The sequence below is a fragment of the Streptomyces bluensis genome (assembly GCF_014650715.1).
In the GTDB taxonomy this organism is placed as follows: domain Bacteria; phylum Actinomycetota; class Actinomycetes; order Streptomycetales; family Streptomycetaceae; genus Streptomyces; species Streptomyces bluensis.
Window position 1 is genome coordinate 299,268 of record NZ_BMVM01000008.1, and the last position, 24,483, is coordinate 323,750.

At 70.4% G+C, this 24,483-nt stretch carries 22 protein-coding genes; 6 read left to right on the top strand and 16 right to left on the bottom strand.

From position 1 onward, the window contains the following. Positions 1-7 precede the first annotated feature (7 nt). Together mqnP and IE262_RS21660 are read right to left on the bottom strand one after the other, a co-directional pair. On the bottom strand, positions 8-910 hold the full coding sequence (gene mqnP, locus IE262_RS21655; RefSeq protein WP_134038744.1) for a menaquinone biosynthesis prenyltransferase MqnP: 903 nt from the start codon (positions 908-910) through the stop codon (positions 8-10). Beyond that, positions 907-2,364, bottom strand: coding sequence for a menaquinone biosynthesis decarboxylase (locus IE262_RS21660; RefSeq protein ID WP_189875749.1), 1,458 nt, complete (start codon positions 2,362-2,364; stop codon positions 907-909). The genes mqnP and IE262_RS21660 overlap by 4 nt, the downstream gene beginning before the upstream one ends. 112 nt (positions 2,365-2,476) lie before the next feature. Here IE262_RS21660 and IE262_RS21665 point away from each other — a divergent pair, with 112 nt between their 5' ends. Continuing rightward, a complete protein-coding gene (locus tag IE262_RS21665) occupies positions 2,477-2,839 on the top strand; it encodes a PLD nuclease N-terminal domain-containing protein (RefSeq protein ID WP_189875751.1) in 363 nt (120 codons plus the stop codon). 47 nt (positions 2,840-2,886) lie between these two features. On the opposite strand, the gene uvrA is transcribed toward IE262_RS21665, so the two are convergent. Beyond that, the gene (uvrA, locus tag IE262_RS21670; RefSeq protein WP_189875753.1) at positions 2,887-5,400 is read right to left on the bottom strand and encodes an excinuclease ABC subunit UvrA; all 2,514 of its coding nucleotides are present in this window, start codon (positions 5,398-5,400) and stop codon (positions 2,887-2,889) included. Positions 5,401-5,524: 124 nt separating this feature from the next. On the opposite strand from uvrA, the gene IE262_RS21675 reads away from it, so the two are divergent. After that, positions 5,525-6,349: a MerR family transcriptional regulator gene (locus IE262_RS21675; RefSeq protein WP_189875755.1), complete on the top strand. Its 825-nt coding sequence runs from the start codon at positions 5,525-5,527 to the stop codon at positions 6,347-6,349. A gap of 103 nt (positions 6,350-6,452) precedes the next feature. Next, entirely contained in the window at positions 6,453-6,929 is a 477-nt protein-coding gene (locus IE262_RS21680) for a YfbM family protein (protein ID WP_189875757.1), read from the top strand. A 2-nt stretch (positions 6,930-6,931) separates the two neighbouring features. Here IE262_RS21680 and IE262_RS21685 read toward each other — a convergent pair whose 3' ends face one another. The 9 genes from IE262_RS21685 to hemL form a co-directional block, all read right to left on the bottom strand. Continuing rightward, entirely contained in the window at positions 6,932-7,438 is a 507-nt protein-coding gene (locus IE262_RS21685) for an SRPBCC family protein (RefSeq protein WP_189875759.1), read from the bottom strand. An 81-nt stretch (positions 7,439-7,519) separates the two neighbouring features. Beyond that, positions 7,520-8,563, bottom strand: coding sequence for a CU044_5270 family protein (locus IE262_RS21690; protein ID WP_189875762.1), 1,044 nt, complete (start codon positions 8,561-8,563; stop codon positions 7,520-7,522). Beyond that, positions 8,563-9,174 carry an RNA polymerase sigma factor gene (locus IE262_RS21695; protein WP_229877379.1) on the bottom strand — a complete coding sequence of 204 codons (612 nt, stop codon included), beginning with the start codon at positions 9,172-9,174 and terminating at the stop codon, positions 8,563-8,565. Before IE262_RS21695 ends, IE262_RS21690 begins: the two co-directional genes overlap by 1 nt. Positions 9,175-9,279: 105 nt before the next feature. Then, positions 9,280-10,374 carry a c-type cytochrome biogenesis protein CcsB gene (gene ccsB, locus IE262_RS21700; RefSeq protein ID WP_189875764.1) on the bottom strand — a complete coding sequence of 365 codons (1,095 nt, stop codon included), beginning with the start codon at positions 10,372-10,374 and terminating at the stop codon, positions 9,280-9,282. Beyond that, a complete protein-coding gene (gene resB, locus IE262_RS21705; protein WP_189875766.1) occupies positions 10,371-12,302 on the bottom strand; it encodes a cytochrome c biogenesis protein ResB in 1,932 nt (643 codons plus the stop codon). The genes ccsB and resB overlap by 4 nt, the downstream gene beginning before the upstream one ends. Positions 12,303-12,305: 3 nt before the next feature. Beyond that, entirely contained in the window at positions 12,306-13,016 is a 711-nt protein-coding gene (locus tag IE262_RS21710; protein ID WP_229877384.1) for a cytochrome c biogenesis CcdA family protein, read from the bottom strand. Positions 13,017-13,122: 106 nt separating this feature from the next. Continuing rightward, complete coding sequence (locus IE262_RS21715) at positions 13,123-13,800, bottom strand: TlpA family protein disulfide reductase (protein ID WP_166681682.1); 678 nt, start codon at positions 13,798-13,800, stop codon at positions 13,123-13,125. Between the two features lie 169 nt (positions 13,801-13,969). Next, a complete protein-coding gene (locus IE262_RS21720; protein ID WP_134038943.1) occupies positions 13,970-14,617 on the bottom strand; it encodes a histidine phosphatase family protein in 648 nt (215 codons plus the stop codon). A gap of 83 nt (positions 14,618-14,700) precedes the next feature. Continuing rightward, positions 14,701-16,017 carry a glutamate-1-semialdehyde 2,1-aminomutase gene (gene hemL / locus IE262_RS21725; protein WP_189875769.1) on the bottom strand — a complete coding sequence of 439 codons (1,317 nt, stop codon included), beginning with the start codon at positions 16,015-16,017 and terminating at the stop codon, positions 14,701-14,703. 618 nt (positions 16,018-16,635) lie between these two features. On the opposite strand from hemL, the gene IE262_RS39565 reads away from it, so the two are divergent. Then, positions 16,636-17,124 (top strand): hypothetical protein, encoded by a 489-nt coding sequence (locus IE262_RS39565; protein ID WP_152868258.1) that lies wholly within the window; start codon positions 16,636-16,638, stop codon positions 17,122-17,124. A 263-nt stretch (positions 17,125-17,387) separates the two neighbouring features. After that, the gene (locus tag IE262_RS21735) at positions 17,388-18,296 is read left to right on the top strand and encodes a phosphorothioated DNA-binding restriction endonuclease (protein ID WP_189875772.1); all 909 of its coding nucleotides are present in this window, start codon (positions 17,388-17,390) and stop codon (positions 18,294-18,296) included. Positions 18,297-18,365: 69 nt separating this feature from the next. On the opposite strand, the gene IE262_RS21740 is transcribed toward IE262_RS21735, so the two are convergent. Both IE262_RS21740 and IE262_RS21745 read right to left on the bottom strand, forming a co-directional pair. Next, complete coding sequence (locus tag IE262_RS21740) at positions 18,366-19,874, bottom strand: HAMP domain-containing sensor histidine kinase (RefSeq protein ID WP_189875775.1); 1,509 nt, start codon at positions 19,872-19,874, stop codon at positions 18,366-18,368. Continuing rightward, positions 19,875-20,585: a response regulator transcription factor gene (locus IE262_RS21745; protein ID WP_189875777.1), complete on the bottom strand. Its 711-nt coding sequence runs from the start codon at positions 20,583-20,585 to the stop codon at positions 19,875-19,877. It abuts the gene before it with no gap. 329 nt (positions 20,586-20,914) lie between these two features. On the opposite strand from IE262_RS21745, the gene IE262_RS21750 reads away from it, so the two are divergent. Next, positions 20,915-22,405, top strand: coding sequence for a glycosyltransferase family 4 protein (locus IE262_RS21750; RefSeq protein ID WP_444545233.1), 1,491 nt, complete (start codon positions 20,915-20,917; stop codon positions 22,403-22,405). A 146-nt stretch (positions 22,406-22,551) separates the two neighbouring features. Here the strand turns inward: IE262_RS21750 and IE262_RS21755 are convergent, their stop codons facing one another. Together IE262_RS21755 and IE262_RS21760 are read right to left on the bottom strand one after the other, a co-directional pair. Next, positions 22,552-23,277, bottom strand: a complete 726-nt coding sequence (locus tag IE262_RS21755) for a CE1759 family FMN reductase (protein WP_189875778.1) — start codon at positions 23,275-23,277, stop codon at positions 22,552-22,554. Continuing rightward, positions 23,274-24,431, bottom strand: coding sequence for an LLM class flavin-dependent oxidoreductase (locus IE262_RS21760; protein WP_229877385.1), 1,158 nt, complete (start codon positions 24,429-24,431; stop codon positions 23,274-23,276). Before IE262_RS21760 ends, IE262_RS21755 begins: the two co-directional genes overlap by 4 nt. Positions 24,432-24,483 lie beyond the last annotated feature (52 nt).

Below are 24,483 nucleotides of genomic sequence, written 5' to 3' on the forward strand. Positions count from 1 at the left end.
CACCCGCTCACACCGTCAGACCGCGCACCAGCAGATCGAGCAGCGCACACACGAACAGGGCGATGCCGATGAACCCGTTGACACTGAAGAACGCCCTGTTCAGACGGGACAGGTCGTGCGGCCGCACGATCGAGTGCTCGTACACGAACGCACCCGCCACGATCAGCAGCCCCAGCCAGAAGAAGACGCCCGCGTCCGTCACCAGCGCGTACCAGACGAAGAGCGCCGTGGTGACGAGGTGGCACACCCGCGCGCCCCGGATCGCCGCCGGGATGCCGAACCGCGCCGGGACCGACATGACGCCGGTCTCGCGGTCGGACTCGACGTCCTGGCAGGCGTAGATGAGGTCGAAGCCGCCGATCCATATCCCGACCGCGAGCCCCAGGATCACCGCCTCCCAGGACCACTCGCCCGTGATCGCGAGCCAGCCGCCGACCGGGCCCATCGCCTGCGCGAGACCGAGGATGGCCTGCGGGAAGTTCGTGAACCGCTTGCCGTACGGGTAGACCACCATCGGGATCACCGCGATGGGCGCCAGCGCCAGGCACAGCGGGTTGAGCAGGGCCGCCGCCCCGAGGAAGAACACCAGGGCGATGAACGCGCCCGTCCACGCGTGCCGCACCGTCATCGCGCCGGTGACCAGCTCGCGGTGCGCCGTGCGGGGGTTACGGGCGTCGATCTCGCGGTCGATGATCCGGTTGGCGGCCATCGCGAAGGTGCGCAGCCCGATCATCGCGATCGTCACGAGCAGCAGCCGGCCCCAGTGGATGTTCCGGTCCAGCTGGAACATCGCGGTCAGGGAGGCGATGTACGCGAACGGCAGCGCGAAGACGGAGTGCTCGATCATCACCAGACGCAGGAACGCCTTGGTGCGCCCCGGCTGGGGCAGGGCGGCGGAGGCGCTGGTCACAACCCGTATTCCTTCCACCGCTTGGTCACCAGTTCGTGTGTCTGCGGGTCCGACAGCACCATCTCCGGCCAGCCCCCGTCGCGCGTGTAGCCCTCCTCAGGCCACTTCCGCGTCGCGTCGATGCCCGCCTTGCCGCCCCAGAACTGCTGGTAGGAGGCGTGGTCGAGATGGTCGACGGGGCCTTCGACGACGGTCAGGTCGCGGGCGTAGTCCGTGTTGCCGAGGGCCCGCCAGGCGACCTCGTGCAGGTCGTGGACGTCGCAGTCGGCGTCGACGACCACGATCAGCTTGGTCAGCGACATCATGTGGGCGCCCCAGATCGCGTGCATGACCTTCTGGGCGTGCTTCGGGTACTTCTTGTCGATCGCGATGATCGCGCAGTTGTGGAAGCCGCCGGCCTCGGGGAGGTGGTAGTTCACGATGTCCGGCACGATGATCTTCAGCAGCGGGAGGAAGAAGCGCTCGGTCGCCCGGCCCAGCGGACCGTCCTCCGTCGGCGGGCGCCCGACCACGATGGACTGGAGCAGCGGCCGCCTCCGCATCGTCACGCAGTCGATCTTCAGCGCGGGGAACGGCTCCTGCGGCGTGTAGAACCCGGTGTGGTCGCCGAACGGGCCCTCCGGGAGCATCTCGCCGGGCTCCAGCCACCCCTCCAGCACGACCTCGGCGTTCGCGGGCACCTGCAACGGCACGGTCTTGCAGTCGACCATCTCGATCCGCTTGCCCGCGAGGAACCCGGCGAAGAGGTACTCGTCGATGTCGCCGGGGAGCGGGGCGGTGGAGGCGTAGGTGACGGCGGGCGGGCAGCCGAAGGCGATGGCGACGGGCAGCCGCTCGCCCCTTCTGGCCGCCACCTGGTAGTGGTTGCGGCTGTCCTTGTGGATCTGCCAGTGCATGCCGATGGTGCGCCGGTCGTGGCGCTGGAGGCGGTACAGGCCGAGGTTGCGGATCCCGGTCTCCGGGTCCTTGGTGTGCGTGAGACCGAGGTTGAAGAAGGAGCCGCCGTCCTGGGGCCAGGTGAAGAGGGCGGGCAGGGCGTCCAGGTCGACGTTGTCGCCCTGGAGGACGACCTCCTGGACGGGCGCGTTGTCGGACTTGACCTTCTTCGGCGGTACGTGGGTCATCGCGCCGAGCTTCCCGAAGGCCTCGCGCACACCGACGAACCCGTGCGGCAGCTCCGGCTTGAGCAGGCCGCCGATCCGCTCGCTGATCTCCTCGTACGACGTCAGGCCGAGCGACTTCAGCAGGCGCCGGTCCGTCCCGAAGACGTTCATGGCGAGCGGCATGCTGGAACCGCGCACCTTCTCGAAGAGCAGCGCGGGGCCGCCCGCCTTGTTGACCCGGTCGGTGATCTCGCCGACCTCCAGGTGGGGGTCGACCTCCACCTTGACGCGCTTGAGGTCGCCTTCCCGATCGAGGGCCCGGAGGAACGAGCGAAGATCGTCGTAAGCCATGCGCTCCAGTATCCGGTACGCACTACTCTGGAGCGGTCACCGGGGGCCGGAAGCCGCCCGGCCCGGCGACCGGCCGTGACTCCCAAGGGGACCGACAAGGGGACCGATTACATTGCTCCGGGTGCTGATGATCCTTGTGCCGCTGGCACTGAGCATCTACGCGTTCATCGACTGCATCACCACGCAGGAGCAGGATGTCCGCCATATCCCGAAGCCCCTCTGGGCGATTCTCATCCTCCTCTTCCCGCTGGTCGGCTCGGTCTCCTGGCTGATCGTGGGCCGTGACCGCAGCAGCACGGCGGGCCGTCTGGGCGGCGGTTCCTCCCGCGGGTCCCGGGGCGGCTGGGTCGCTCCGGACGACAACCCCGACTTCCTGAGGTCCCTCGACGACGACAAGAAGGACGGCACGGAGGACGGCAAGAAGGAGGACGAGAGGTCGTCCGACGAGGGCAAGGACGGCGACGCCAGGGACTGAGCCCGCCGCACGGAACGTCCTGACCCGCCCTCAGGTTCCCTTCGGCGTCACAGGAACCGGCCCGTTCGGGAACCCTCCACCCGCGCCACGGACTCGGGCGTGCCCTCCGCCACCAGCTCGCCCCCGGCCCTGCCGCCCGCCGGGCCGAGGTCGATCATCCAGTCGGAGGCGCGGACGACGTCGAGGTTGTGCTCGATGGTGAGGACCGTGTTGCCCGCGTCGACCAGACGGCGGAGAACGGTGAGGAGGCGTGCCGTGTCGGCGGGGTGCAGACCCGTGGTCGGTTCGTCGAGGAGGTAGAGGGTGCGGCCCGTGGCCCGGCGGGACAACTCCTTGGCCAGCTTGATCCGTTGGGCCTCGCCGCCCGAGAGGGTCGTCGCCGGCTGGCCGAGCCGCAGATAGCCGAGGCCCACGTCCGACATCCGCCGCAGGCGCGCCGCCACCGACGGCACGTCCGCGAACACCGTCAGCGCCTCGTCCACCGTCGCCTCCAACACCTCCGCGATGTCGTACCCCTCGAACCGCACCCCCAGCACCTCGCTGCGGAACCGCCGCCCCCGGCACCCGGGGCAGCGGACCTCGACCGCCGGCAGGAAGTGCATCGAGACGGCGAGGACGCCCGCGCCCTCGCAGCGTTCACAGCGGCCGCCGGGGACGTTGAAGGAGAAGTGACCGGGCGTGAAGCGGCCCTGCGAGTGCGCCGCGTACACCTCGCGGATCGGGGTGAAGGCGTCCGAGTACGTCGCCGCGTTCGAGCGCGGGAGGCGGCTGATGGGCTGCTGGTCGATCGTCACGATCTTGTCCAGCGCCTCCCAGCCGTCGATCCCGTCGTGCTCGGCCGGCGCTTCCCCCGACCCGCCCGACCCGCGGAACCGCCGTCGGCCCGCGCGGCCCAGGATGTCCAGCACCAGCGACGACTTGCCCGACCCCGAGGGGCCGGTCACCGTGACCAGCCGGCCCAGCGGGATGCGTACGGTGAGGTCCTTGAGGTTGTGCGCGCGGGCGCCCCGGATGGTCAGTGAGGTTCCGTCAAGCGCCGTCTCCCGGGCCGGGGGTGGCGTCGATGCGCGGCCCGCGAGGTACGCCCCCGTCACCGAACCCTCGCTCGCGGCGATCTCCTCCGGCGTCCCCTGGGCCACGATCCGGCCGCCGTCGCCGCCCGCTCCGGGGCCGATGTCGACGACGTGGTCGGCGGCGCGCAGTACGTCGAGGTCGTGCTCGACGACCAGCACCGTGTTGCCCAGGTCCCGCAGTCGGCGCAGCACATGCACCAGGCGTTCGGTGTCGGCCGGGTGCAGGCCGATGGTCGGTTCGTCGAGGACGTACAGGACACCGGTCAGCCCGGAGCCCAACAGGGCGGCCAGCCGGAGTCGTTGGGTCTCGCCCGCGGAGAGGCTGGGGGTCGACTGGTCCAGGGTGAGGTAGCCGGCGCCTACGTCCACGAGCCGCCGGACGCGCTCCCGGAGGTCGTCGAGCACGGGCGCGGTCACCGGCTCGGCCTTCATCCCGCCTGTCCACGCGGCGAGTTCCTCCAGGGGCATGCGTGCCGCGTCGACGATCGTCAGCCCGTCGACGGTCACCGCCCGGCTCTCCGGCCGCAGCCGGGTGCCCTCGCAGGCCCGGCACTCCCCCTTGACCAGCAGCTTCTCCGTCTTCTCCCGGTAGTCGGAGTCTTCGACACGGTCGGCGTAGCGCCGCATGAGGTTCGTGACCACGCCTTCGAAGCGGCCCGCGGCGACGGTGGCCGGGGGTTCGACCCGCGCTCCCGCTCCCGCCTCCGGGAAGTGGCGGCCGAACTCTGCGCTATCCACGCCGTGCAGGAGCAAGTCGCGCTGGATGTCGGTGAGTTCGTCGACCGGTATGTCCGCGTCGAAGGTGAAGCCGTAGTGCGCGGCGGCCGCCCGCAGGATCGGCACGTTCCGCTCGGTCAGCCTGGGGTGCCAGCCGAGTACCGCTCCCCCGGCGACGCCGCGGCTGCCGTCCACCAGTCGCCGTACGTCCGCCCGGAGCACGAAACCGAGACCGGTGCACTCCGGGCAGGCTCCCGCGGGCTTGTTGAAGGAGAAGCTGCCCATCACCAGTCCGGGCACGGTCGCCCCGCAGTGCGGGCACGGCACGGACTCGCCCTCGGCCGTCTCGTCGTCCCAGGTCTCCGAGGACACAGTGCGCGGCGACTCGTACGACGGCGGTACGCGCTTCCCGCACCCCGGACACGTCCGGCAGCCCATCCGCGCCCACAGCAGCCGCAGATACGTGAAGACCTCGGTCACCGTGCCGACCGTCGACCGCGGGCTCCGGTTCGTCAGGTGCTGGTCGACGCTGATCGACGGGGACAGACCCGTGATCGAGTCGACCGCGGGCTTGCTGACGAAGGGAGTGACCATGCCCAGCGACTCCATGTACTGCCGCTGGCCCTCCCGGTGCAGGGTGTCGAAGGCGAGCGTGGACTTGCCCGAGCCGGACAGGCCGGTCAGCACGACGAGACGGTTCTTGGGGATGGTGAGGGTGACGTTCCTGAGGTTGTGCAGACGGGCGCCCTTGACGCGTATGCAGTCATCCATGGCTTCAAGTTTTTCATTGAAGCTCCTTTTGGGACTTTTACAGGAAGGGTGAGGGCGGACTGCCGGTCTGTACGGCAACGATCCGGGTCAGACGCTCTCGAAAGCTCGCGTAACCTTCAAACCGATGAACGAGCACACGGCCCGCCGTCCCGCGGCTTCCGCCCGTCTCCGCCCCGTGGACCTGGCCCGGCTCGCCGGGATCTCCACCCAGCAGATCCGCAACTACGAGGAGGCCGGGGTCCTGCCCCCGGCCCCGCGCACCGAGTCGGGCTACCGGACCTTCGACGACGTCCACCGCCGCGCCCTCCTCGCCTACCGGGCGCTCGCCAAGGGGTACGGGCCCGTCACGGCCACGGAGATCATGCGCACCGTGCATGCCGGCGACATCCCCGGCGCCCTCGCCCTCGTGGACGCCGCGCACGCCGCGCTGCACGAGGAACGCGTGTCCCTGCGGGCGGCGAGCGAGGCCCTGGAGGCCCTCGCCAGGGAGGCGAGGGCCGAGAAGGCGAGGGCAGAGAAGGCGAGGGCAGAGAAGGCGGGTGCCGGGTCGGCGGGCGCCGAGAAGCCCCGCCGCTTCCCGCGCCCCGGACCCGGACCCGGACCCGACCTGCGGATCGGCGAGGTGGCCGCCCTCCTCGGCGTACGCACCTCCGCCCTGCGCGTGTGGGAATCCGCCGGGCTCCTGACGCCACGACGGGAGCGCGGCACGGCGTACCGCCACTACTCCCCCGCCGACGTGCGCGACGCCCGGCTGGTCCACACCCTCCGCCGCAGCCACTATCCGCTCCACCAGATCCGCCCCGTCCTGGAGGACCTGCACCGCACGGGCGGCAGCGAGGCGCTCCACGAGTCGATCGCGGCACGCCGGGCCGCCCTGACGGAACGGACGACGGCGATGCTCGCCGGGGCGGGGCACCTGCACGCCTATCTCACGCACGGGCACCAGTGACACCTTTTGTCAGAGGCGTGTGGAACACTCGCCCGCGATGTTCGATCAAGGACATCAAAAGAACGTCACGGGGAATCACGGGGATTCAAGGGGGATAGCTGCCATGGGCGTAAGCATCTCGTTCATCAGCGCGACGCCGCAGGAGCTGGACAGGGCGGAGAGCGACCCGAGTTGGGCAGGTGAGTTCATCTACGAGCTGTACGACGGCGACACCGTGGGCCGCCCCCACGGAGGCCCGGACAAGGCGTGGGCCGGCCTCCAGTTCCTGCTCGACGGAGCGGAGATGAATCTTGAGTTTCTGATGGACGGATACCTGATCCGCGAGGACGGCACCCTCTTCGGCTGGTCACCGGAGCACGTCCAGGCCGTGGCGCGGGAATTGAACGCGACCCCGTGGGAACGGCTGGCGGTGCACTACGACCCCGAGCGGATGACGAAGGAGGAGGTGTATCCCAACATGTGGCGATTCAACCCCGAGGGTGAACTCACCTGGCTCGAAGACGGCTACGAGGACTTGGTCGGCTTCTTCGACGCGGCTGCCAAGGGGAGCTACGGAGCGTTCATGAACTTCAGCTTCTAGGGCTACGAGGCATACGTCTCTCGCAGTTCCTCGAAGCGGTCGGGTGTCCAGGACCGCCAGTCCACCGGGTTTCCGTCGAGCGCCTCGGCCAGGTACTCCAGGTGGAGGTGCCAGGCGGCGAGGCAGTCGCGGCGGAGTTCGTCGTCGCCGCGGATCTCGTTGGTGAAGCGGAGCGTGGTGCCGTGCTCACCATACGGTTCCACGTGAAACCGGATCCGCCCGTGGAAGCCCTCCAGGGTGTACTCGGCGACCCGCTCGACGTCCCAGGCGGTGATCCTGCCGGGGACGGCTTCACCGTCCGGCCCGGTGTTCAGCCAGCGCAGCGCGACGGCACCGCCGAGGTGGGGTTCGAAGGTGTCCGCGGCGGCCAGCCAGTCGCGGAGGCCGTCGCCGTGGCCGGCCACCACGGGCCACACCTGCTCCACGGGGTGGGGCAGGTGCAGCGTGAAGTGCAGGGTGTGCGTGTCTCCCTCGGTCCGGCTGGTGCCCTGTTCGATGACCTTGTTCATGGCACCAGCCTGACGCGGGACCGAGGGCGACGCACCCGGTTCAGGCCGCCGAGACCGGAATCAGGGCCGCCGAGACCGGATTCAGGGCCGTTGGCCGGCCTTGTCGACGACCGCGCGCTCCAGAACGGCACTCATACCGGTCACCTTGCCGTTCTCGTCGATCTCGCGCTCGCCGAGGTACGTGAAGGTCTTCGCGTCGAAGATCTGCTCCTCGCGCCCCTTGCCACTCTGCTGCCGGGTGATCGCGATCCCCTCGCGGCCCGCCGAGTCCTTCACGTTCGGGACCACCTTCACGCCCGGGATCTGCGCGGCGGCCCGGTAGAGCGCGGCGCTCACCTTCGGGGGCATCAGTGCCTCATGGATCAGATCGCCGAAGAGGACGAAGGCCGCGTAGTCCTTGTCCGGCCGCTCCTCCTCCACCTGATCGGCGCTCACCCGGTACAGCCAGTCACGCATCTTGTCCGGGTCGGTCGGCAGCTTGGACAGCGCGCGGTAGTCGGTCTCGCGCCCGGTGTCCTCGCGGCGGGAGAACTCCGGCTTCGAACGCTCGGTGTCCGGGAGAGGGGAGGACTCCAGCGTCGTGCGTCCGACGCCGTCCCTGTCGTCGTCGAGCAGGCCCGGGTGTGTGCCGTCCACCGAGAGCCAGATCTCCCGGTCGCGGACGGGCCCGCGCTTGCCGGGCCCGTCGTTCTCCCGGACGGTGTAGGCGCCCTTGCTCCTGATGTAGACGAACTGGTCGTCGCGGATGTCGGTGGGCACGTCGGCGTGCTCGGCGGCCAGCGCGATGTTCTCCAGCAGCTGTACGGCCTGCTGCGAAGCCGCGGGCCGTCCTGCCTGGCCGCTGTCATCGGACGACGGCAGGACCGTGAAGGTGACGGCGGCCGCGGTGGCGACGGCCGCCGCGAGCGCGGGCCGCAGCCATCGGCTGCGGCTGCCGATGCGGCTGCGGCTGCGTGCGGGCGTGGTGGCGGGGGTGGCGGGGGCGGCGTGCTGTTGTTCCTGCCGGATCTCGGTCATCAGATGCTCCTTGAGGAGTAGGTGACGGCCCGGCGGAAGGTCTCGCTCTGGAAGCTCGGAAAGCTCCGGGAGCTCTTGGAGCTTGGGGAGCTTGGGGAGCTGGTTCATCAGTTTCCCTCCCTCAGGGGCCTGACCGCTCTGCCGCGGTCACCTCTCATCTGTCCGTGGATTTGGGAGAGTTCCGCTTCTTTGACATGTTTCGCGAGTTTTGTTCTGGCACGCGAGAGCCGGGACCGTACGGTCCCCACCGGTATCCCGAGCGCCTCGGCGGCCGCCGCGTAGTCGAGCCCGGACCAGACGCACAGGGCCAGCACCTCGCGATCGGCCCGCCGCAGCCTCGTCAGGGCGGTCCGTACGAGGGTGAGCTGCGCCGAGTCGTCCAGGCGCCGGGCGATCTCGTCGGCGAAGTCGTCCACGGTCTCGTCGCGCGGCAGGCGGGCCAGTGCGGCCGAGTGTCTTCGGGCCGCCCTGCGGGTGTTGCGTGTGACGTTGGTGGCGATGCCGAGCAGCCAGGGCCGCAGCGAGCCACCGTCCTCGTCGACCCGGTCACGCAGCCGCCAGGCATCCAGGAACGTCAGCGAGACGACGTCCTCGGCACTCGCCCACTCCCCCGTGAGACGGAAGGCATGGTTGTAGACGGAGCGCGCGTACGCGTCGAAGAGTTCACCGAAGGCGTCGTGATCGCCCGCGCGAACGCGCTTCCGCAGATTCGTGTCCACGCCCTCTTCCCTGTCCGCACGACGAAGGCCGGTTCCGATGACTCAGGTCACACCGGAACCGGCCTGCCGGCTTTCGTCGAAAGCGGGCTACTGCGTCTTGCTGCGTCACACGCCCGCGTAGGAGTGCAGGCCGTTCACGAAGAGGTTGACTCCGTAGTAGTTGAACAGCCAGCAGGCGAAGGCGATGAGCGCGATGTACGCGGCCTTGCGGCCCTTCCAGCCGGCCGTGGCGCGGGCGTGCAGGTAGCCGGCGTAGGCGACCCAGGTGATGAAGGACCAGGTCTCCTTCGGGTCCCAGCCCCAGTAGCGGCCCCACGCGTCGCCCGCCCAGATGGCGCCCGCGATGATCGTGAACGTCCACAGCGGGAACACGGCGGCGTTCACGCGGTACGAGAACTTGTCGAGGGAGGCGGAGGCGGGCAGCCGCTCCAGTACGGAACTCGCGAACCGGCCGGGCTTGCCGCCGGTCGCGAGCTTGTTCTCGTACGTGTCCTTGAACAGGTAGAGGACCGTGCCGACCGCGCCCACGTAGAAGACGGCGCCGCACAGGATCGCGGTCGAGACGTGGATGTACAGCCAGTACGAGTGGAGGGCGGGAACCAGCTGGTCGCTGGCGGTGTACAAGATGGTGACGGCGACACCGAGATCGAGGAGGACCGTCGTGATCAGGGGGAGGCCGAGCCAGCGGATGTTCTTCCGCAGCGCGAGGAAGGCGAGGTACACGCCGACGGCGACGGTGGAGAAGGTGATGTTGAACTCGTACATGTTGCCCCACGGCGCCCGCTGCACCGACAGGGCACGCGTCAGCACACCGCCCGCCGCGATGGCGAAGGCGAGCACGGTGAGGGACACGGCGATACGGCCGTAGAGGTCCCCCTGCTCGTCACCCCCGTGCGCACCGGGCCCGTCCGGCACGTCCCGCTCACCGGCCGCCGCCCGCACGACGACCTGGGGCCGCTCCAGCACGGCGGTGCCACCGGCCTTCTTCACGGTGACCGCTGGCTTGGCCACCTGCGTCTTCTCGGTCAGCGCGGCGGCCGTACGGCCCACCTTGCTGCGGCTGCCGAGGAGCCACTCGGCGATGTACGCGAAGAAGGCCAGCGTGTAGACGGCCATCGCGGAGTAGATCAGCACATTGCTGATGTTGGCGAGGTTCTCGTTGGTCGCTGCGGCCAACTCGGTTGCGGCGGCGTGAGTCACGGCGTCTCAGCCCCTTCGGCAGGTACGACTGGGGGGTCGGGGTTGGTTGTCCCGGCGTCCGGCTCCGGGGCGGGGTCGGCGTGGGAGGGATCGGAAGAGTCGGAAGAGGGAGAGGAGGGGGAGGAGGGGGAGGAGTCAGAGGAAGGGGGAGTCCGGGTGCCGGACGACTTGGGGGTGCTGTCGGCTTCGGTGGCGTGGTCCGGGGCGGTCGGGGCCTTGTCGTGGACCAGTCCGGCCAGGTCGCCCAGTTCCTCGGGGAGCTGTGCGGACTCGCTGCGGCCGAGACCCGCCATCTCCACGACGGTCACGCCGTCGGCACCCTTCACGGCCCGCACCCACACACGGCGGCGCTGGATGAAGAGGGATGCCGCGAGGCCGAGGATGGCGGCGATGGCACCGGCGAGGGCCCAGCCGCTCCCGGGCTGCTGGGTGATCTGGAAACGGGACCACGGCTCGACCGAGTCGAAGGTCACCGAACCCGCTCCGTCAGGCAGCTTCATGGTCTCGCCGGGCAGCAGCCGCTTCTTCAGCAGCTGGCCCTTGGAGTCCTTGAACTCCTTCAGGTTGGTCTTGTTGAGCTGGTAGATGTTCTGCGGGATGCCCGAGTCGACACCCAGGTCCCCGCGGTAAGCGGAGAGCGCGAGCACGGGGAAGTCCAGCGCCGGGAACTGCGAGAGCATCTGGCCCTTGCCCGCGCCCGCGAAGGTCGGCACGAAGAAGGCGTTGAACCCGAGCTGTTCCTTCTCACCCTTGGCGTTCCGGTACCCGTCGAGGACCTTGACCGCGCCGGAGGAGGTGAGGTTGCCGTCGATCGGCAGCAGCGGCACCGCGTCCTTGAAGACGACCTTGCCCTTGCCGTCCCGGACGGTGATGACGGGCGCGTACCCGAAGTTGATCATGTAGACCTTGGAATCGCCGACCACCAGCGGCTTGTTGACCTTGATCGTGGCCGGCTTTTCCTTGCCGTCCGCCCCCACGCTGTAGGTGATGTGCGACTCGAACGTGCGCGGAGTCCCGCGGTTCGGGCCGTTGCGCTCGTACGTGGCCTTGGCCGACTTCAGGTTGAAGCTGAAGGAGTCCAGGTCGTCGAGCGTGAAGAGGTTGCCGGACTTGAAGTCGTCGTACTGCGTCATGGTGTTGGCGAAGCCGTCACCCTGAAGGATCAGCTTGGTGCCCTCGGACTTGAAGAGCTGGCCCCAGGCGAACGCGACCAGCATCACGATCAGCGCGAGGTGGAAGACGAGGTTGCCCGCCTCCCGCAGGTAGCCCTTCTCCGCGGCGACCGCGTCACCGGCGACGTGGGAGCGGAAGCGTCGCCCCTTCAGCACCGTCAGCGCGATCTCACGGACCTGCTCCGGCTCGGCCTCGGTGCGCCAGGTCGCGTACGCGGGCAGCCGGTTGAGCCGCCTCGGTGCCCTGGGCGGACGCCCCCTGAGCTGCTCCACGAACTGCCAGGTGCGCGGCACGATGCAGCCGATGAGCGAGATGAACAGCAGGATGTAGATCGCCGAGAACCACACCGAGCTGTAGACGTGGAACAGCCCGAGCTTCTCGTAGACGGGCCCCAGGGTCTCGTGCCGGTTCATGAAGTCGGCGACCTTGGTCTCGTCCTGCCCGGACTGCGGGATGAGCGAGCCCGGGATCGCCGCGAGCGACAGCAGGAACAGCAGCAGCAGCGCGACCCGCATGGAGGTCAGCTGCCGCCAGAACCAGCGGGCCCAGCCGATGACGCCCAGCGAGGGCAGGTGGGGGGCGTCCTCCTTGGCAGCGTCCTCCTTGGGGGCGGTGGACAACTGGGAGCGGGCGGCGCCGAGGTCCTGCTCCTCGTCAGCGGAGGCAACCGTGGCCGTGGTGTTGGCGTGGGCCTTGGTGTCGACCTTGGCCTTGGTGTCTGCCTTGGCCGTGGCCTTGGTCTCTGCGTTGCTCATGGATCAGATCCCCACCGTGAAGCCGTTCGACCAGACCTGCATCTCCTGCACGATGCGGTCCCAGGCGCCGGTCAGCAGGAGCAGGCCGGTCGCGATCATCATGACGCCGCCGACGCGCATGACCCACACGTAGTGCCGCTTGACCCAGCCGAAGGCACCGAGCGCCTTGCGGAAGCCGACCGCGGCGACGACGAAGGGCACGCCCAGGCCGAGACAGTACGCCACGGTGAGCAGGGCCCCGCGTCCGGCACTGGCCTGGTCCATGGCGAGGGCGGTGACGGAGGCGAGGGTCGGGCCGATGCAGGGCGTCCAGCCGATACCGAAGAGCGCGCCGAGCAGCGGCGCCCCGATGAGCCCCGTGGACGGCCGGGTGTGGAAGCGGAACTCCCGCTGGGTGAGCCAGGGCATCAGCCCCATGAAGAACACACCCATGAGGATCATGAGCACACCGAGCACCTTGGACAGGACGCCCTGGTACTCCTGCAACGTCGACCCGAAGTACCCGAACAGCGCCCCGCCGGACACGAACACCGCGGTGAACCCGAGCACGAACAGCCCGGCACCGGCGGCCATCCGCCCGCGCCGCGCCTCCGCCAGATCGGTGCCGCCCACGCCGGTGACGTACGACAGGTAGCCGGGCACCAGCGGCAGCACGCACGGCGAGAAGAAGGAGACGAGACCGCCGAGGGCGGCGATCGGCAGGGCGATCAGCAGGGCGCCGCTGGAGACGGTCTGGTTCTGGTCGGTGGGCGCGGCGAGATGGACCGTGGCGAGATCGGACGTGGCGAGATCGACCGTGGCGGTGACGAGGGACACAGGGTCACTTCTCCGCGAGGACCGGCTCGATCATCTTGCGCAGCTTCGCCTCGCTGAGCGCCTGGAGGGAGCGCGCCGCGACCTTGCCCTCCCGGTCGATGACGAGGGTCGAGGGGATCGCCTGCGGGTTGAGGGTGCCCTTCTCGAAGCGGAGCATCAGCTTGCCGGTCGGGTCGTACAGGCTCGGGTAGGTGACCTTGTACTCCTCCTCGAAGGCCCGCGCCGGTCCCGTACTGGTGTCGCGCGTGTTGATGCCGACGAACTGCACGCCCTGGTCGGCGAGGTCCTCGGAGACCTTGACGAGGTTGGGGGCCTCGGCGCGGCACGGCGCGCACCAGGAGCCCCACACGTTGATCACGACGATCTTGCCCCGGTAGGCGGAGGCGACGTCGAGCTGCTTGCCGAACAGGGTCGTGCCGGAGAGTTCGGGGGCGTCGGCCCGGTCGCTCTTCTTCACGGTGGCGATGCCGTCGGAGCTGGTGATGAAGCCGGTGCCACCACCGCCGCCCGAGGTCCCCCCGGAACTGCACGCGCTCAGGACAAGCGCCGCGACAGCGGCCCCCGCGGAGAGCAGGGCGGTGCGGCTACGGCTCGTACGGGTCTGGCCGGTTTGGGGGGTTGGGTGGCTCTGGCGGGTGCGGTGCGAGCGCTGGGGGGCGCGGGCGCGGCTGGCGGCACTCATGTGAAAAGTTTCGCATGCCCGTTTAGACGTTCTTCGGCACCCCCCTCAAGGACAGAAAACCCCATTTCAGGCACCTCTTCCGAGCCACCCGAGGTGCCGCTGTCCGCGCCGCTGCCCGACCCGCAGTTGCCCCACAACGTGAAGCCCCCCGCCCAACCCAGCGGAGCGCCTACGCCCCGAACGCCTTGTCCTTGCCCTTGACCGGCTTGGCCCCGGCGAGGAGATGCGCCGGCACCAGATCCCGCGCCGGCTCGGTGTACCCCACGGACACGATCTTGTCGCCCTGGTACGTGAACGTGGTCAGCGACGCGAGCGTGCACTGCCGCTTGCGCGGGTCGTGCCACAGCCGCCGCCGCTCGACGTACGACCGCACGATCCAGATCGGCAGCTGGTGGCTGACCAGCACGGCCTCGTGCCCCCGCGCCGCGTCCTTCGCCGCGTCGAGCGCTCCCTTCATCCGGACGACCTGGTCGACGTACGGCTCGCCCCAGGACGGTCTGAACGGGTTGAGCAGGTGCTTCCAGTTCTCGGGCCGCTTCAGCGCGCCGTCGCCGACGCCGAAGGTCTTGCCCTGGAAGACGTTGTCGGCCTCGATGAGACGGGCGTCGGTGGCGAGGTCCAGCCCGTGGGCCTTGGCGATCGGCGTCGCGGTCTCCTGCGCACGCTCCAGCGGGGAGGCGACGACATACGTCACGTCCCGCGAGGCGAGGTGGTCGGCGACCCGGTCGGCCATGCGCCGCCCGAGCTCGGAGAGGTGGTAGCCGGGCAGGCGCCCGTACAGGATCCCCTCGGGGTTGGCGACCTCGCCGTGCCGCATGACGTGCACGACGGTGATGTCCGCGCTGTTCGCACCGTTGCCCGAACCGTTGCCCGAGCCGATGCCCGCGCTGTTCACGCTGCTCATGCGGCGGCCTCCGCGGCGGCGCGGGCGGCGGCGGGAAGGGCGTCGGCGATGCGCTGGACGGCCCGCTCGTCGTGCGCGGTCGACACGAACCACGATTCGAACGACGACGGCGGCAGGTAGACGCCCTGCGACAGCATCGAGTGGAAGAAGGCGTTGAAGCGGAACGCCTCCTGGTTCCTGGCGTCCTCGTAGTTCCGCACGGGCCGGTCGGTGAAGAAGACGGAGAACATGGTGGAGGCGGTCTGCAGCGTGTGCGCGACGCCCTCCTTGCTCAGGGCCTCGGTGACGAGCGTACGGATCTGCTCCGAGACGGCGCCCAACGTGTCGTACGCGGCGTCGTCGAGCAGTTGGAGCTGGGCGAGCCCGGCGGCGGTGGCGACCGGGTTCCCGGACAGCGTGCCGGCCTGGTAGACGGGCCCGGCGGGCGCGAGGTACGCCATGACGTCGGCACGCCCCCCGAAGGCGGCGGCCGGGAACCCGCCCCCCATGACCTTCCCGAAGGTCATGAGATCGGGCCGGACGCCGTCGATCCCGTACCACCCGCTGCGGCTGGTCCGGAACCCGGTCATGACCTCGTCGGAGATGTACAGCGCCCCGTGCTCCGCGCACGCGTCCTTCAGCCCCTGGTTGAAGCCGGGCAGCGGCGGTACGACGCCCATGTTGCCGGGCGAGGCCTCGGTGATGACGCAGGCGATCTCGCCGGGGTGGGCCAGGAAGGCCTCCAGCACGGCGTCGAGATCGTTGTACGGCAGCACGATCGTGTCCCCGGCCTGAGCACCGGTCACGCCGGGGGTGTCGGGCAGCGCGAAGGTGGCGACCCCGGACCCGGCGGCGGCGAGCAGCGCGTCCACGTGCCCGTGGTAGCACCCGGCGAACTTGATCACCTTGCTGCGGCCGGTGAACCCGCGGGCGAGCCGGATGGCGGACATGGTGGCCTCGGTCCCGCTGGACACGAGCCGCACCTGGTCGAGCGGCTCGACGCGGGCGACCATCTCCTCGGCGAGCGCGACCTCGCCCTCGCCGGGCGTACCGAAGGAGGTGCCGCGGGAGACGGCCGCCTGGACGGCGGCGATGACCTCGGGACGGGAGTGCCCGAGGATCATGGGCCCCCACGAACACACAAGATCTACATACTCGCGGCCATCGACATCGGTCAGATAAGGACCGGTACCGGACACCATGAACCGGGGCGTACCGCCCACGGCGCGGAAGGCGCGCACGGGGGAGTTCACGCCGCCGGGCGTGACGGCCGACGCACGCTCGAAGAGAGTCTGCGAAACTGGGGCTTCGTACGGATAGCTCACACAAGCCATGGTGTCAGAGGCCCCGAAGATCCCGCGGACAGGTGTTTCAACGCACGTTTCGGCGCGCGGCCGTGGGGGAGGTCACAATGACACGATGATCGGGTCGCGCGGCGGGGACCACGCGTCCTAGAACAGCAGTCGGGTGGAGATATGCATCGCGGTGGCGGACCGGGCGAGGGGACCGACGACCTCGGTCCGCGGCGTGCCCGGCGGGGAAGGCACCGGCGCGAGGCGGAGGAATCGACCGAGGCACGAGGCGAAGCACGGCAGGCACAGGGTGGACAGATTCCGCCGGCTCCTCCCGGACCGGTGGGTCCGGCAGGTCCGGTGCGTCCTCTGGACCCCATGGGTCCGGTGGGCTCGACGGGCCATCAGAACCCCACGGCTCCACCGGAGTCCGTGCCCCCGGGTTCGCCCAACCCCACGCTTCCGTTGGGCCCTAAGGGGTCACACCAGGACGATTCCGTTCCGCAACGGAGCGGCGCTGAGCGATTCGACGGACCGGACCGTATGGACGGTAAGGACCGTATGGATCGGATGGATCACATGGATCGCATGGATCAGACCGGCAGGACCAACCGCACGCCCGGCACGCCCCGGACACCCCGGACACCCCGGACCGACCGGATGGACCACGTGGCCGATCGGCTGCGGGCAGGGAGCAGGAATGGTGGCCGGGTGGGGGTGACGTACAAGTACTTCGGCGCGCCCGACGGCGCGACGGCGGCCCGCGTCCCGATCTCGATGCGGCCCGAGGAACTCGGCGGCGACGAGCTCGGCATGAACGGCATGTTCACCAAGATCAAGCCGGAGACGATGGCCGCCATGGTGCTGACCGGCATCGAGGGCGTGCCCCTGCACAGGGTGCCCCCGCTCGAACTGGTCGTCCTCCACCCCGACTACGCGGTCGTGAAGCTCCCCATGACCGTCGTCGACCCACTGCGCGGCATCGGCGAGGAAGCGGTCGGCGCGGCCGCCTTCATCTGGTCCACAGTCCCGGACCGCGGCGGCCCACGCGACGCGTTCAACGTGTACCAACTGCTGCACGAGTGGCAGGACTTCAGCCATCGGCTGCATGAGGCGGGGCATCAGCCGTACTGCCTTGTGTGGCCGTGACCCAGGGTTTCGGTGGTTTCGGGCGGGGTTTTAGGACCCCGCCCTCGTCATGTCCCTGGAGGGGGCGGGGTCCTCAGGTCAGTGGTGGTCGTCTCGGGCGAACGTGCTGACCCGGCGTCGGGCCGGGGACCATGCCGAGGCTCTCCGGCGCATCCTGCCGGCGGGTGATCACGAAGCTCGGGTCGTCCTCCTTCGAGGCGTTGGCGATCGGTTTCGGATCGTCCCCTCCACGACCGGCGAAACCCCCACTACGATCACCGCCCATGGACTGGCTGGAGCGCACCGCGAAGCTGAGGCAGTGGAGCAGGAACGGAACGCGCGCTCCGCACAAGCCGCTGCTGCTCCTGTACGCCCTCGGCCGGTTTCAGGAGGATGCCGACGGCGCGTTGCGGTACAGCACGGTGGAGGAGGACCTGCACCGGCTGCTGGCCGAGTACGGGCCTCCCCACAAGACGACGCCCGCGTACCCGTTCCACCACTTGGTCAGCGACGGAGTCTGGGAAGTACACACCGACCGCGGGCCCGGCAGTCCCGGAAGCGGGGTGCGGGATCTGCGGGAGGCGGGGGCCGCCGGGCGGCTCGCGCCGGATCTGAGAGCGGCGCTGCGACGCGAACCGCCTCTGCTCGGCCGGATCGCCCGGTTGCTGCTCGACCTGCACTTCCCGCCCTCCCTGCACAGTGAGTTGTGCGAAGCCGTCGGCCTGGAGCTGGAGCCGACGGAGAGCGAGCAGCTCTCGACGGCGCGCAGGCAGCGGGACCGGCAGATGCGGGAACGGGTGCTGACGGCCTACGAGTACCGGTGCGCCTTCTGTGGTTACGACGGCAGGATCGGCGCCGTGCCGGTCGGGCTGGAGGCCGCCCACGTGCGCTGGTGGGCGTTCGGTGGCCCCGACGACGTCGAGAACGGGCTGTGTCTGTGCTCGCTGCACCACAAGCTCTTCGACAAGGGCGTCCTCGGTGTCGGAGACGGTCACCGCATCCTGGTCTCGCAGCGTTTCGTCGGCCACAGTCCAGCCGCCCGTGAGCACGTGACGGCGCTCGCGGGCCGTCCGCTCGTCGGCCCTCAGCCGGGCGTGCGCCCTGTCGCGGCCGCCCACCGCGACTGGCACACCAGTCAGGTCTTCCACGGCGAACCACGCCCTGTCACGGCCGCCACACCACTTCAGTCTTGAAGAACTGCGCGGTGGAGATGTCGGTGAGGCCGTGTTGGCGGCGACGCCTCGGGCGATGCCCACTGGACCTCAACGCTTCTGAACCGCCCCCGCCTCTGCCCCCGCCCCCACCGTGAACCCGATGACCGTCCCCCCGCCCACCCGCCGGAACGCGAAGGGCTCGCCCCCGTGGGCCGTGGCGACCTCGCGGACGATGGACAGGCCCAGCCCGGAGCCGGGCAGGCTGCGGGCGGCCGGGGCGCGGTAGAAGCGGTCGAAGACGCGGATCAGGTCGGGGTCGGCGATCCCCGGACCACGGTCGCGGACCTCCACGCGGACGGTTCCGTGACCGTCACCGTCACGGTCGCTGTCCGCCTCGCCGTCGCCTCCCGCGGGCCTCTCCGCCTCCATGACGCTGACGCCCGCATCCGGCCCCGTCACCACCACCTCGATCACGCCCGTCCACCCGCGGTCGAACTTCGCCGCGTTCTCCACCAGGTTCGACACCGCCCGCTGCAGTGCTCCCACCCGCCCGGCGACCGTCGTGTCCCCGTGTGCCCGCGCCACGACCTCCCGCCCGGTCCGCCGGCGGGCGGCCGCCACCACGTCCTCGACGATGTCCGCGAGCGCCACCCGCTGGACGGGCTCGGTGCTGGACTGGCCGGCCGCGAGGTCGACCAGCTCGTTGACGAGGTCGGTGAGTTCGCGGGCCTCCTGGGCGAGGTCGGCGACCAGTTCCTCGCGGACCGGTGCCGGGAACTCGTCGATCCGGCGCAGCAGGGAGATGTTCGTCCGCAACGATGTCAGCGGGGTGCGCAGCTCGTGGCCCGCGTCCTGGACGAGCCGCCGCTGGTCCTCCTCGGACTGGGCGAGCCGTACCAGCATGCGGTCGAAGGAGCGGCCGAGCCGGCCCACCTCGTCGCGTCCGGTGACCGGCACCTGGATGGAGAGGCGCCCGGTGCGGGCCACGTCCTCCGCCGCGCCGGCGAGCCGCACCAGACGCCGGGTCATGCGCCGCGCCAGCCACCAGCCGAACAGCCCGGCCGAGACGACGACGGCGGCCTCCAGCAGCACGGTCCGCTGCTGCAGCTCCCGCAGCAGGTCCTCCGTGTCGCTGAACTCCTGCGCGACCTGCACGGCCCCCCGGCCGTCCCCCAGGGCGACGGTGGCCACGCGGTAGCGGTCGTCGCCGAGGGCGACCGTGGCGTGCTCGACCGTACGGCCCGCCACGGCCTCGTCGGCGGTGTCGCGGTCACGGGTGCGCACGGGCAGGGCCGGGCTGCCCTCGTCGACGAGTTCGCCGCCCGGTCCGAGCACCTGGACGTCCGTGGGCCCCGACCCCATCAGCTCGCCACGGGGCCCGCCCTGGTCCGAGGACGCGTAGTCCTCGGGGCCGCGCGCCCGTTCCCGTACCTGTTGCTGCAGGTCACGCACCAGCCCGGCGAACACCGTCTGCTGGTCCACCCGCACCAGCCGGGCGGCCGCGCTGTAGCTGAGGACCCCGACGAGGACCGTGACGACGGCGGCCACGGCGGCGAAGGACAAGGTGAAGGTCGCCCGCAGGGAGGAGACCCGGCGCAGGCGGGGGCGCAGGTGCACTCAGTCCTCCCTCAGCACGTACCCCACGCCGCGCACCGTGTGGATCAGCACCGGCGCGTCCGGCTCGTCGAGCTTGCGCCGCAGGTAGCCGACGTACACCGCGAGGTTCTTGGAACCCGGGCCGAAGTCGTAGCCCCAGATGCGGTCGTAGATCGTCGCGTGGTCGAGGACGATCCCGGCGTTGCGCATGAGCAGTTCGAGGAGGTCGAACTCGGTCCGGGTGAGCTCCAGTTCGCGCGTCCCGCGCCAGGCCCGCCGGGCGTGCACGTCCATCCGCAGCCCGGCGGCGGACAGCAGCCCGGCGGTGTCGCGGTCACCGGACGGCTTGGGCGCCGCTACGGCGTTGCCTGTTCGGCGCAGCAGGGCCCTCAGGCGGGCGAAGACCTCCTCTACGTCGAATGGCTTAACGACGTAGTCGTCCGCCCCGGCGTCCAGACCGGCGATCCGGTCGGCCGTCTCGACGAGCGCGGTGAGCATCAGGATCGGCGTCCGATCACCCTCCGCGCGCAGGACACGGCACACCTGGAGACCGTCGATGCCGGGCATCATCACGTCCAGTACGAGCACGTCCGGCGTGGTCCGGTGCGCCTGCGCGAGCGCCTCCACGCCGTCGGCGACGGCCGTGACCTCGTAACCCTCCAGGGTCAGCGCGCGTTCCAGGGCATGTCGGATGGCGCGGTCGTCCTCGGCGAGCAGCACATTCTGGGGCACCCGACCAGTCTGCCAAGGTCACGGCCGCCAACCACCTGACGGAGTCGAACAGGGACGGGCTTCTTACCCGCCTCTCACCCGGGCCGGGCGGGTGCCTTACCCCGCCGGGCCACCGTGTCCGGTGTGCCAGGCGGGGCGGACCACCGGACCGAGGTCACGCCGGGAAGGATCGTATGGATCGCATGGGCCGCAGGGAGCGGGAGGAAGGCAGCACGCGCACGGAAGGTGACGAGGCTGCGGAGGGCGGGGATCAGGGCCGGGATCGGGGCCGGGATCGGAATCGCCCGGATCGCATAAAAAGCGCGGACCGCACGAAGAGCGTGAATCGCATGAATAGCATGGACCGGACGGGTCGTGCGAACGGAACGAGGCACGCCGATCGGACGGAGACCGGCGCGTGCCCGCATCACGGCGACGGGACGGATCGGGACGAGGAGGACGGGTACGCGCCCCGTACGGAACTGACGAGAAGCGGGCCCCACACCGGACGGGCACCCGCCCCGCACACGACGATCCACCGCACGAAGACGAAGGTCCAGCGCATGAAGATCGTGTTCCTGCTGCACAACGCGTACGCCATCGGCGGCACCGTCCGCACGACGCTCAACCTGGCATCGGCACTGGCGGACCACCACGACGTGGAGATCGTGTCCATGTCCCGCCACCGCGACACCCCGCGCTTCGCAGTCGACCCTCGGATCGCACTGGTCCCGCTGGTGGACACGCGACCGGGCAGCAGGGACCTCACGGACCCCGCCTTCGCGCAGCCCGCCGTCGACTTCCCCGCCGAGGACAAACGCCACCACCAGTACACCCGCCTCACCGACCAGCGGGTCCGCGCCCTTCTCGCCCGCTGCGACGCGGACGTCGTGATCGGCACCCGCCCCGGCATCAACGTGTACGTCGCCCGCTTCGCGCCCCGTCGCGCCCTGCGCATCGGCCAGGAGCACCTGCGCCACGACGCACACGACAAGCGGCTGCGGAAGGTGCTCGCCCGGCACTACCCGGCGCTGGACGCGGTGGTCACCACCACCGAGGCGGACGCGAACGCGTACCGCGCCCACATGCCCCTGCGGGGCGTGCACGTGATGTCGGTGCCGAACATCGTGCCGGCGGCCGACGTCTCCCCCTCCCCCGGCACCGCCCCCGTCATCGCGGCGGCGGGCCGACTGGCCCCCGGGAAACGCTTCGACCTGCTCCTGGAGGCGTTCGCACGGGTCGCGTCGAAGGAACCGGACTGGCGGCTGCGCATCTACGGCGGCGGCAAGCAGAAGGAGCGCCTGAACCGCCTCATCGACGAGCTCGGCCTCTCCGGCCGGGCCCGCCTCATGGGTCCGCGCACCCCCATCGAGGCCGAGTTCGCCAAGGCGTCGCTGGTGGTGAGCGCCTCGGACGCGGAGTCTTTCGGGATGACGCTGGTCGAGGCGATGCGCTGCGGGGTGCCGGTCGTCAGCACGGACTGCCCGCTCGGGCCCGCCGAGATCATCACCGACGGCGTCGACGGCCGCCTCGTCCCGGTCGGCGACCCACGCGCCCTCGCCGACGCCATCCTCGAACTGATCGCCGACGAGCCGACCCGCCGCGCCATGGGCGCCGCCGCCCTCAAGAGCGCCCACCGCTACGACGCGGCCCCCATCCTCGCCCGCTACGAGCTCCTCTTCGCCGAACTCCGCGCCACCCGCTGCCGCCGCGCCTGGGAACGGGAACGGGCCCGGATGACGTCCTGGACCCTCCGCTTGAACCGCTCACTGCGTCGCCGAGCACGGTCCTGGGCCACCCGCGTGGGGTGGCCCAGGACGCGGGCGGCTCGGGAGACATGAGGGCACCCGATGCCGGCCGGCCGGCCCCGGTGTGCCCTCAGCCCGGGGCCGGCCGCGCCACACATGGGCGCGGGGACTTCGCCCCTCCGGCCCTCCGCCCCTCCGGCCCTCGGACCTTCCGGCCCTCCGCCCCCCTCCGCCGATTCCTACGCGCCCCGTGAAGGGCTCAGCGCCGCGAGTTGCTGCGCGAAGGGAACCACGTCCGGCAACGCGGCCCCCGTCCCACGGAGCACGGGCTCGGAGCTCGACGCGGACGTGAGCTCGGGCGCGGACTCGGATTCGGACGCGGACGCGGACTCGGACGCCGACTCGGATACGGACTCGGATACGGACTCGGACGCGCCACCCCGCAGCCCTCCCCGCAGCCCGCCCATCAGCCCCGCCAGCTCCCCCGCCGCCCTCTCGACCCGCCCGGCGAGCCCTTCCGCCCCCCAGTCCTCGGACGCCGCGTACACGGCCGTCGGTACGACGATCGCGCGCAGGTAGGCGAACAGCGGGCGCAGCGCATGCTCCAGGACCAGCGAGTGACGGGCCGTACCACCGGTCGCCGCGACCAGCACCGGCTTCCCCGCCAGCGCGTCCCGGTCGAGCACGTCGAAGAACGACTTGAACAGCCCGCTGTACGACGCGGAGAACACCGGTGTGACCACGATCAGCCCGTCCGCGGCCGTCACCGCGTCCAGCGCGGAGGACAGCCGTGGCCCCGGGAAGCCGTTGGTGAGGTGGTGGGCGATCTCGACGGCCAGGTCGCGCAGCTCGACGACCTGGACCTCGGCGTCGGTGCGCTCCGCGGTCGCGGCGGCGAGCCGGTCCCCCAGCAGCCGCGTGGACGACGGAACGCTCAGCCCGGCCGACACGACGACGAGCCTCATGCGGTACGCACCTCCTCGGCGGGCTCCCCGCCCTTGCCGTTGGGCTGCTTGTCGTTGGCCTGCCTGTCGTGGGCCTGCTTGTCGTGGGCGGCGGCGAGCAGGGACTGGTGCGTCGGCGCGTCCGGCACGTCTGCCGGGCGTCCCTTCGCGAACTCCTCGCGCAGTACCGGCACGACCTCCTCGCCGAGCAGGTCGATCTGCTCCAGCACGGTCTTCAGCGGCAGCCCGGCGTGGTCGACCAGGAACAGCTGGCGCTGGTAGTCACCGGCGTACTTCCGGAAGGCCAGCGTCTTCTCGATCACCTGCTCCGGGGTACCGACCGTCAGCGGCGTCTGGTCCATGAAGTCCTCCAGCGAGGGCCCGTGACCGTAGACCGGCGCGACATCGAAGTACGGCCGGAACTCGCGCACCGCGTCCTGGGAGTTCCTCCGCATGAAGACATGCCCGCCCAACCCGACGATCGCCTGCTCGGGCGTGCCGTGCCCGTAGTGCGCGTACCGGGTGCGGTACAGCTCGACCATCTGCTGGGTGTGGCTCGCCGGCCAGAAGATGTTGTTGTGGAAGAAGCCGTCGCCGTAGTACGCGGCCTGTTCGGCGATCTCCGGGGAGCGGATGGAGCCGTGCCAGACGAACGGGGGTACGCCGTCCATCGGGCGAGGTGTGGACGTGAAGCCCTGGAGCGGCGTACGGAACGTGCCCTCCCAGTTCACGACGTCCTCGCGCCACAGCCGGCGCAGCAGGGCGTAGTTCTCGATGGCGAGGTTGATGCCCTGCCGGATGTCCTGCCCGAACCACGGGTACACCGGCCCGGTGTTGCCACGCCCCATCATGAGGTCCACCCGGCCGTCGGCCAGGTGCTGGAGCATCGCGTAGTCCTCGGCGATCTTCACCGGGTCGTTGGTGGTGATGAGGGTGGTGGCGGTGGAGAGGACCAGCCGCTCGGTGCGGGCGGCGATCCAGCCCAGCATGGTCGTGGGCGACGACGGCACGAACGGCGGGTTGTGGTGCTCCCCCGTCGCGAACACGTCGAGCCCGACCTCCTCGGCCTTCCGCGCGATCGCGACCATGGCCTTGATGCGCTCGCGCTCGGTCGGCGTCCGGCCCGTGGTCGGGTCGGGGGTCACGTCGCCGACGCTGAAGATCCCGAACTGCATCATCGTTTGCCGCCCTCCATGTTGTTTACGATTCAACTATACCCGCAAACGG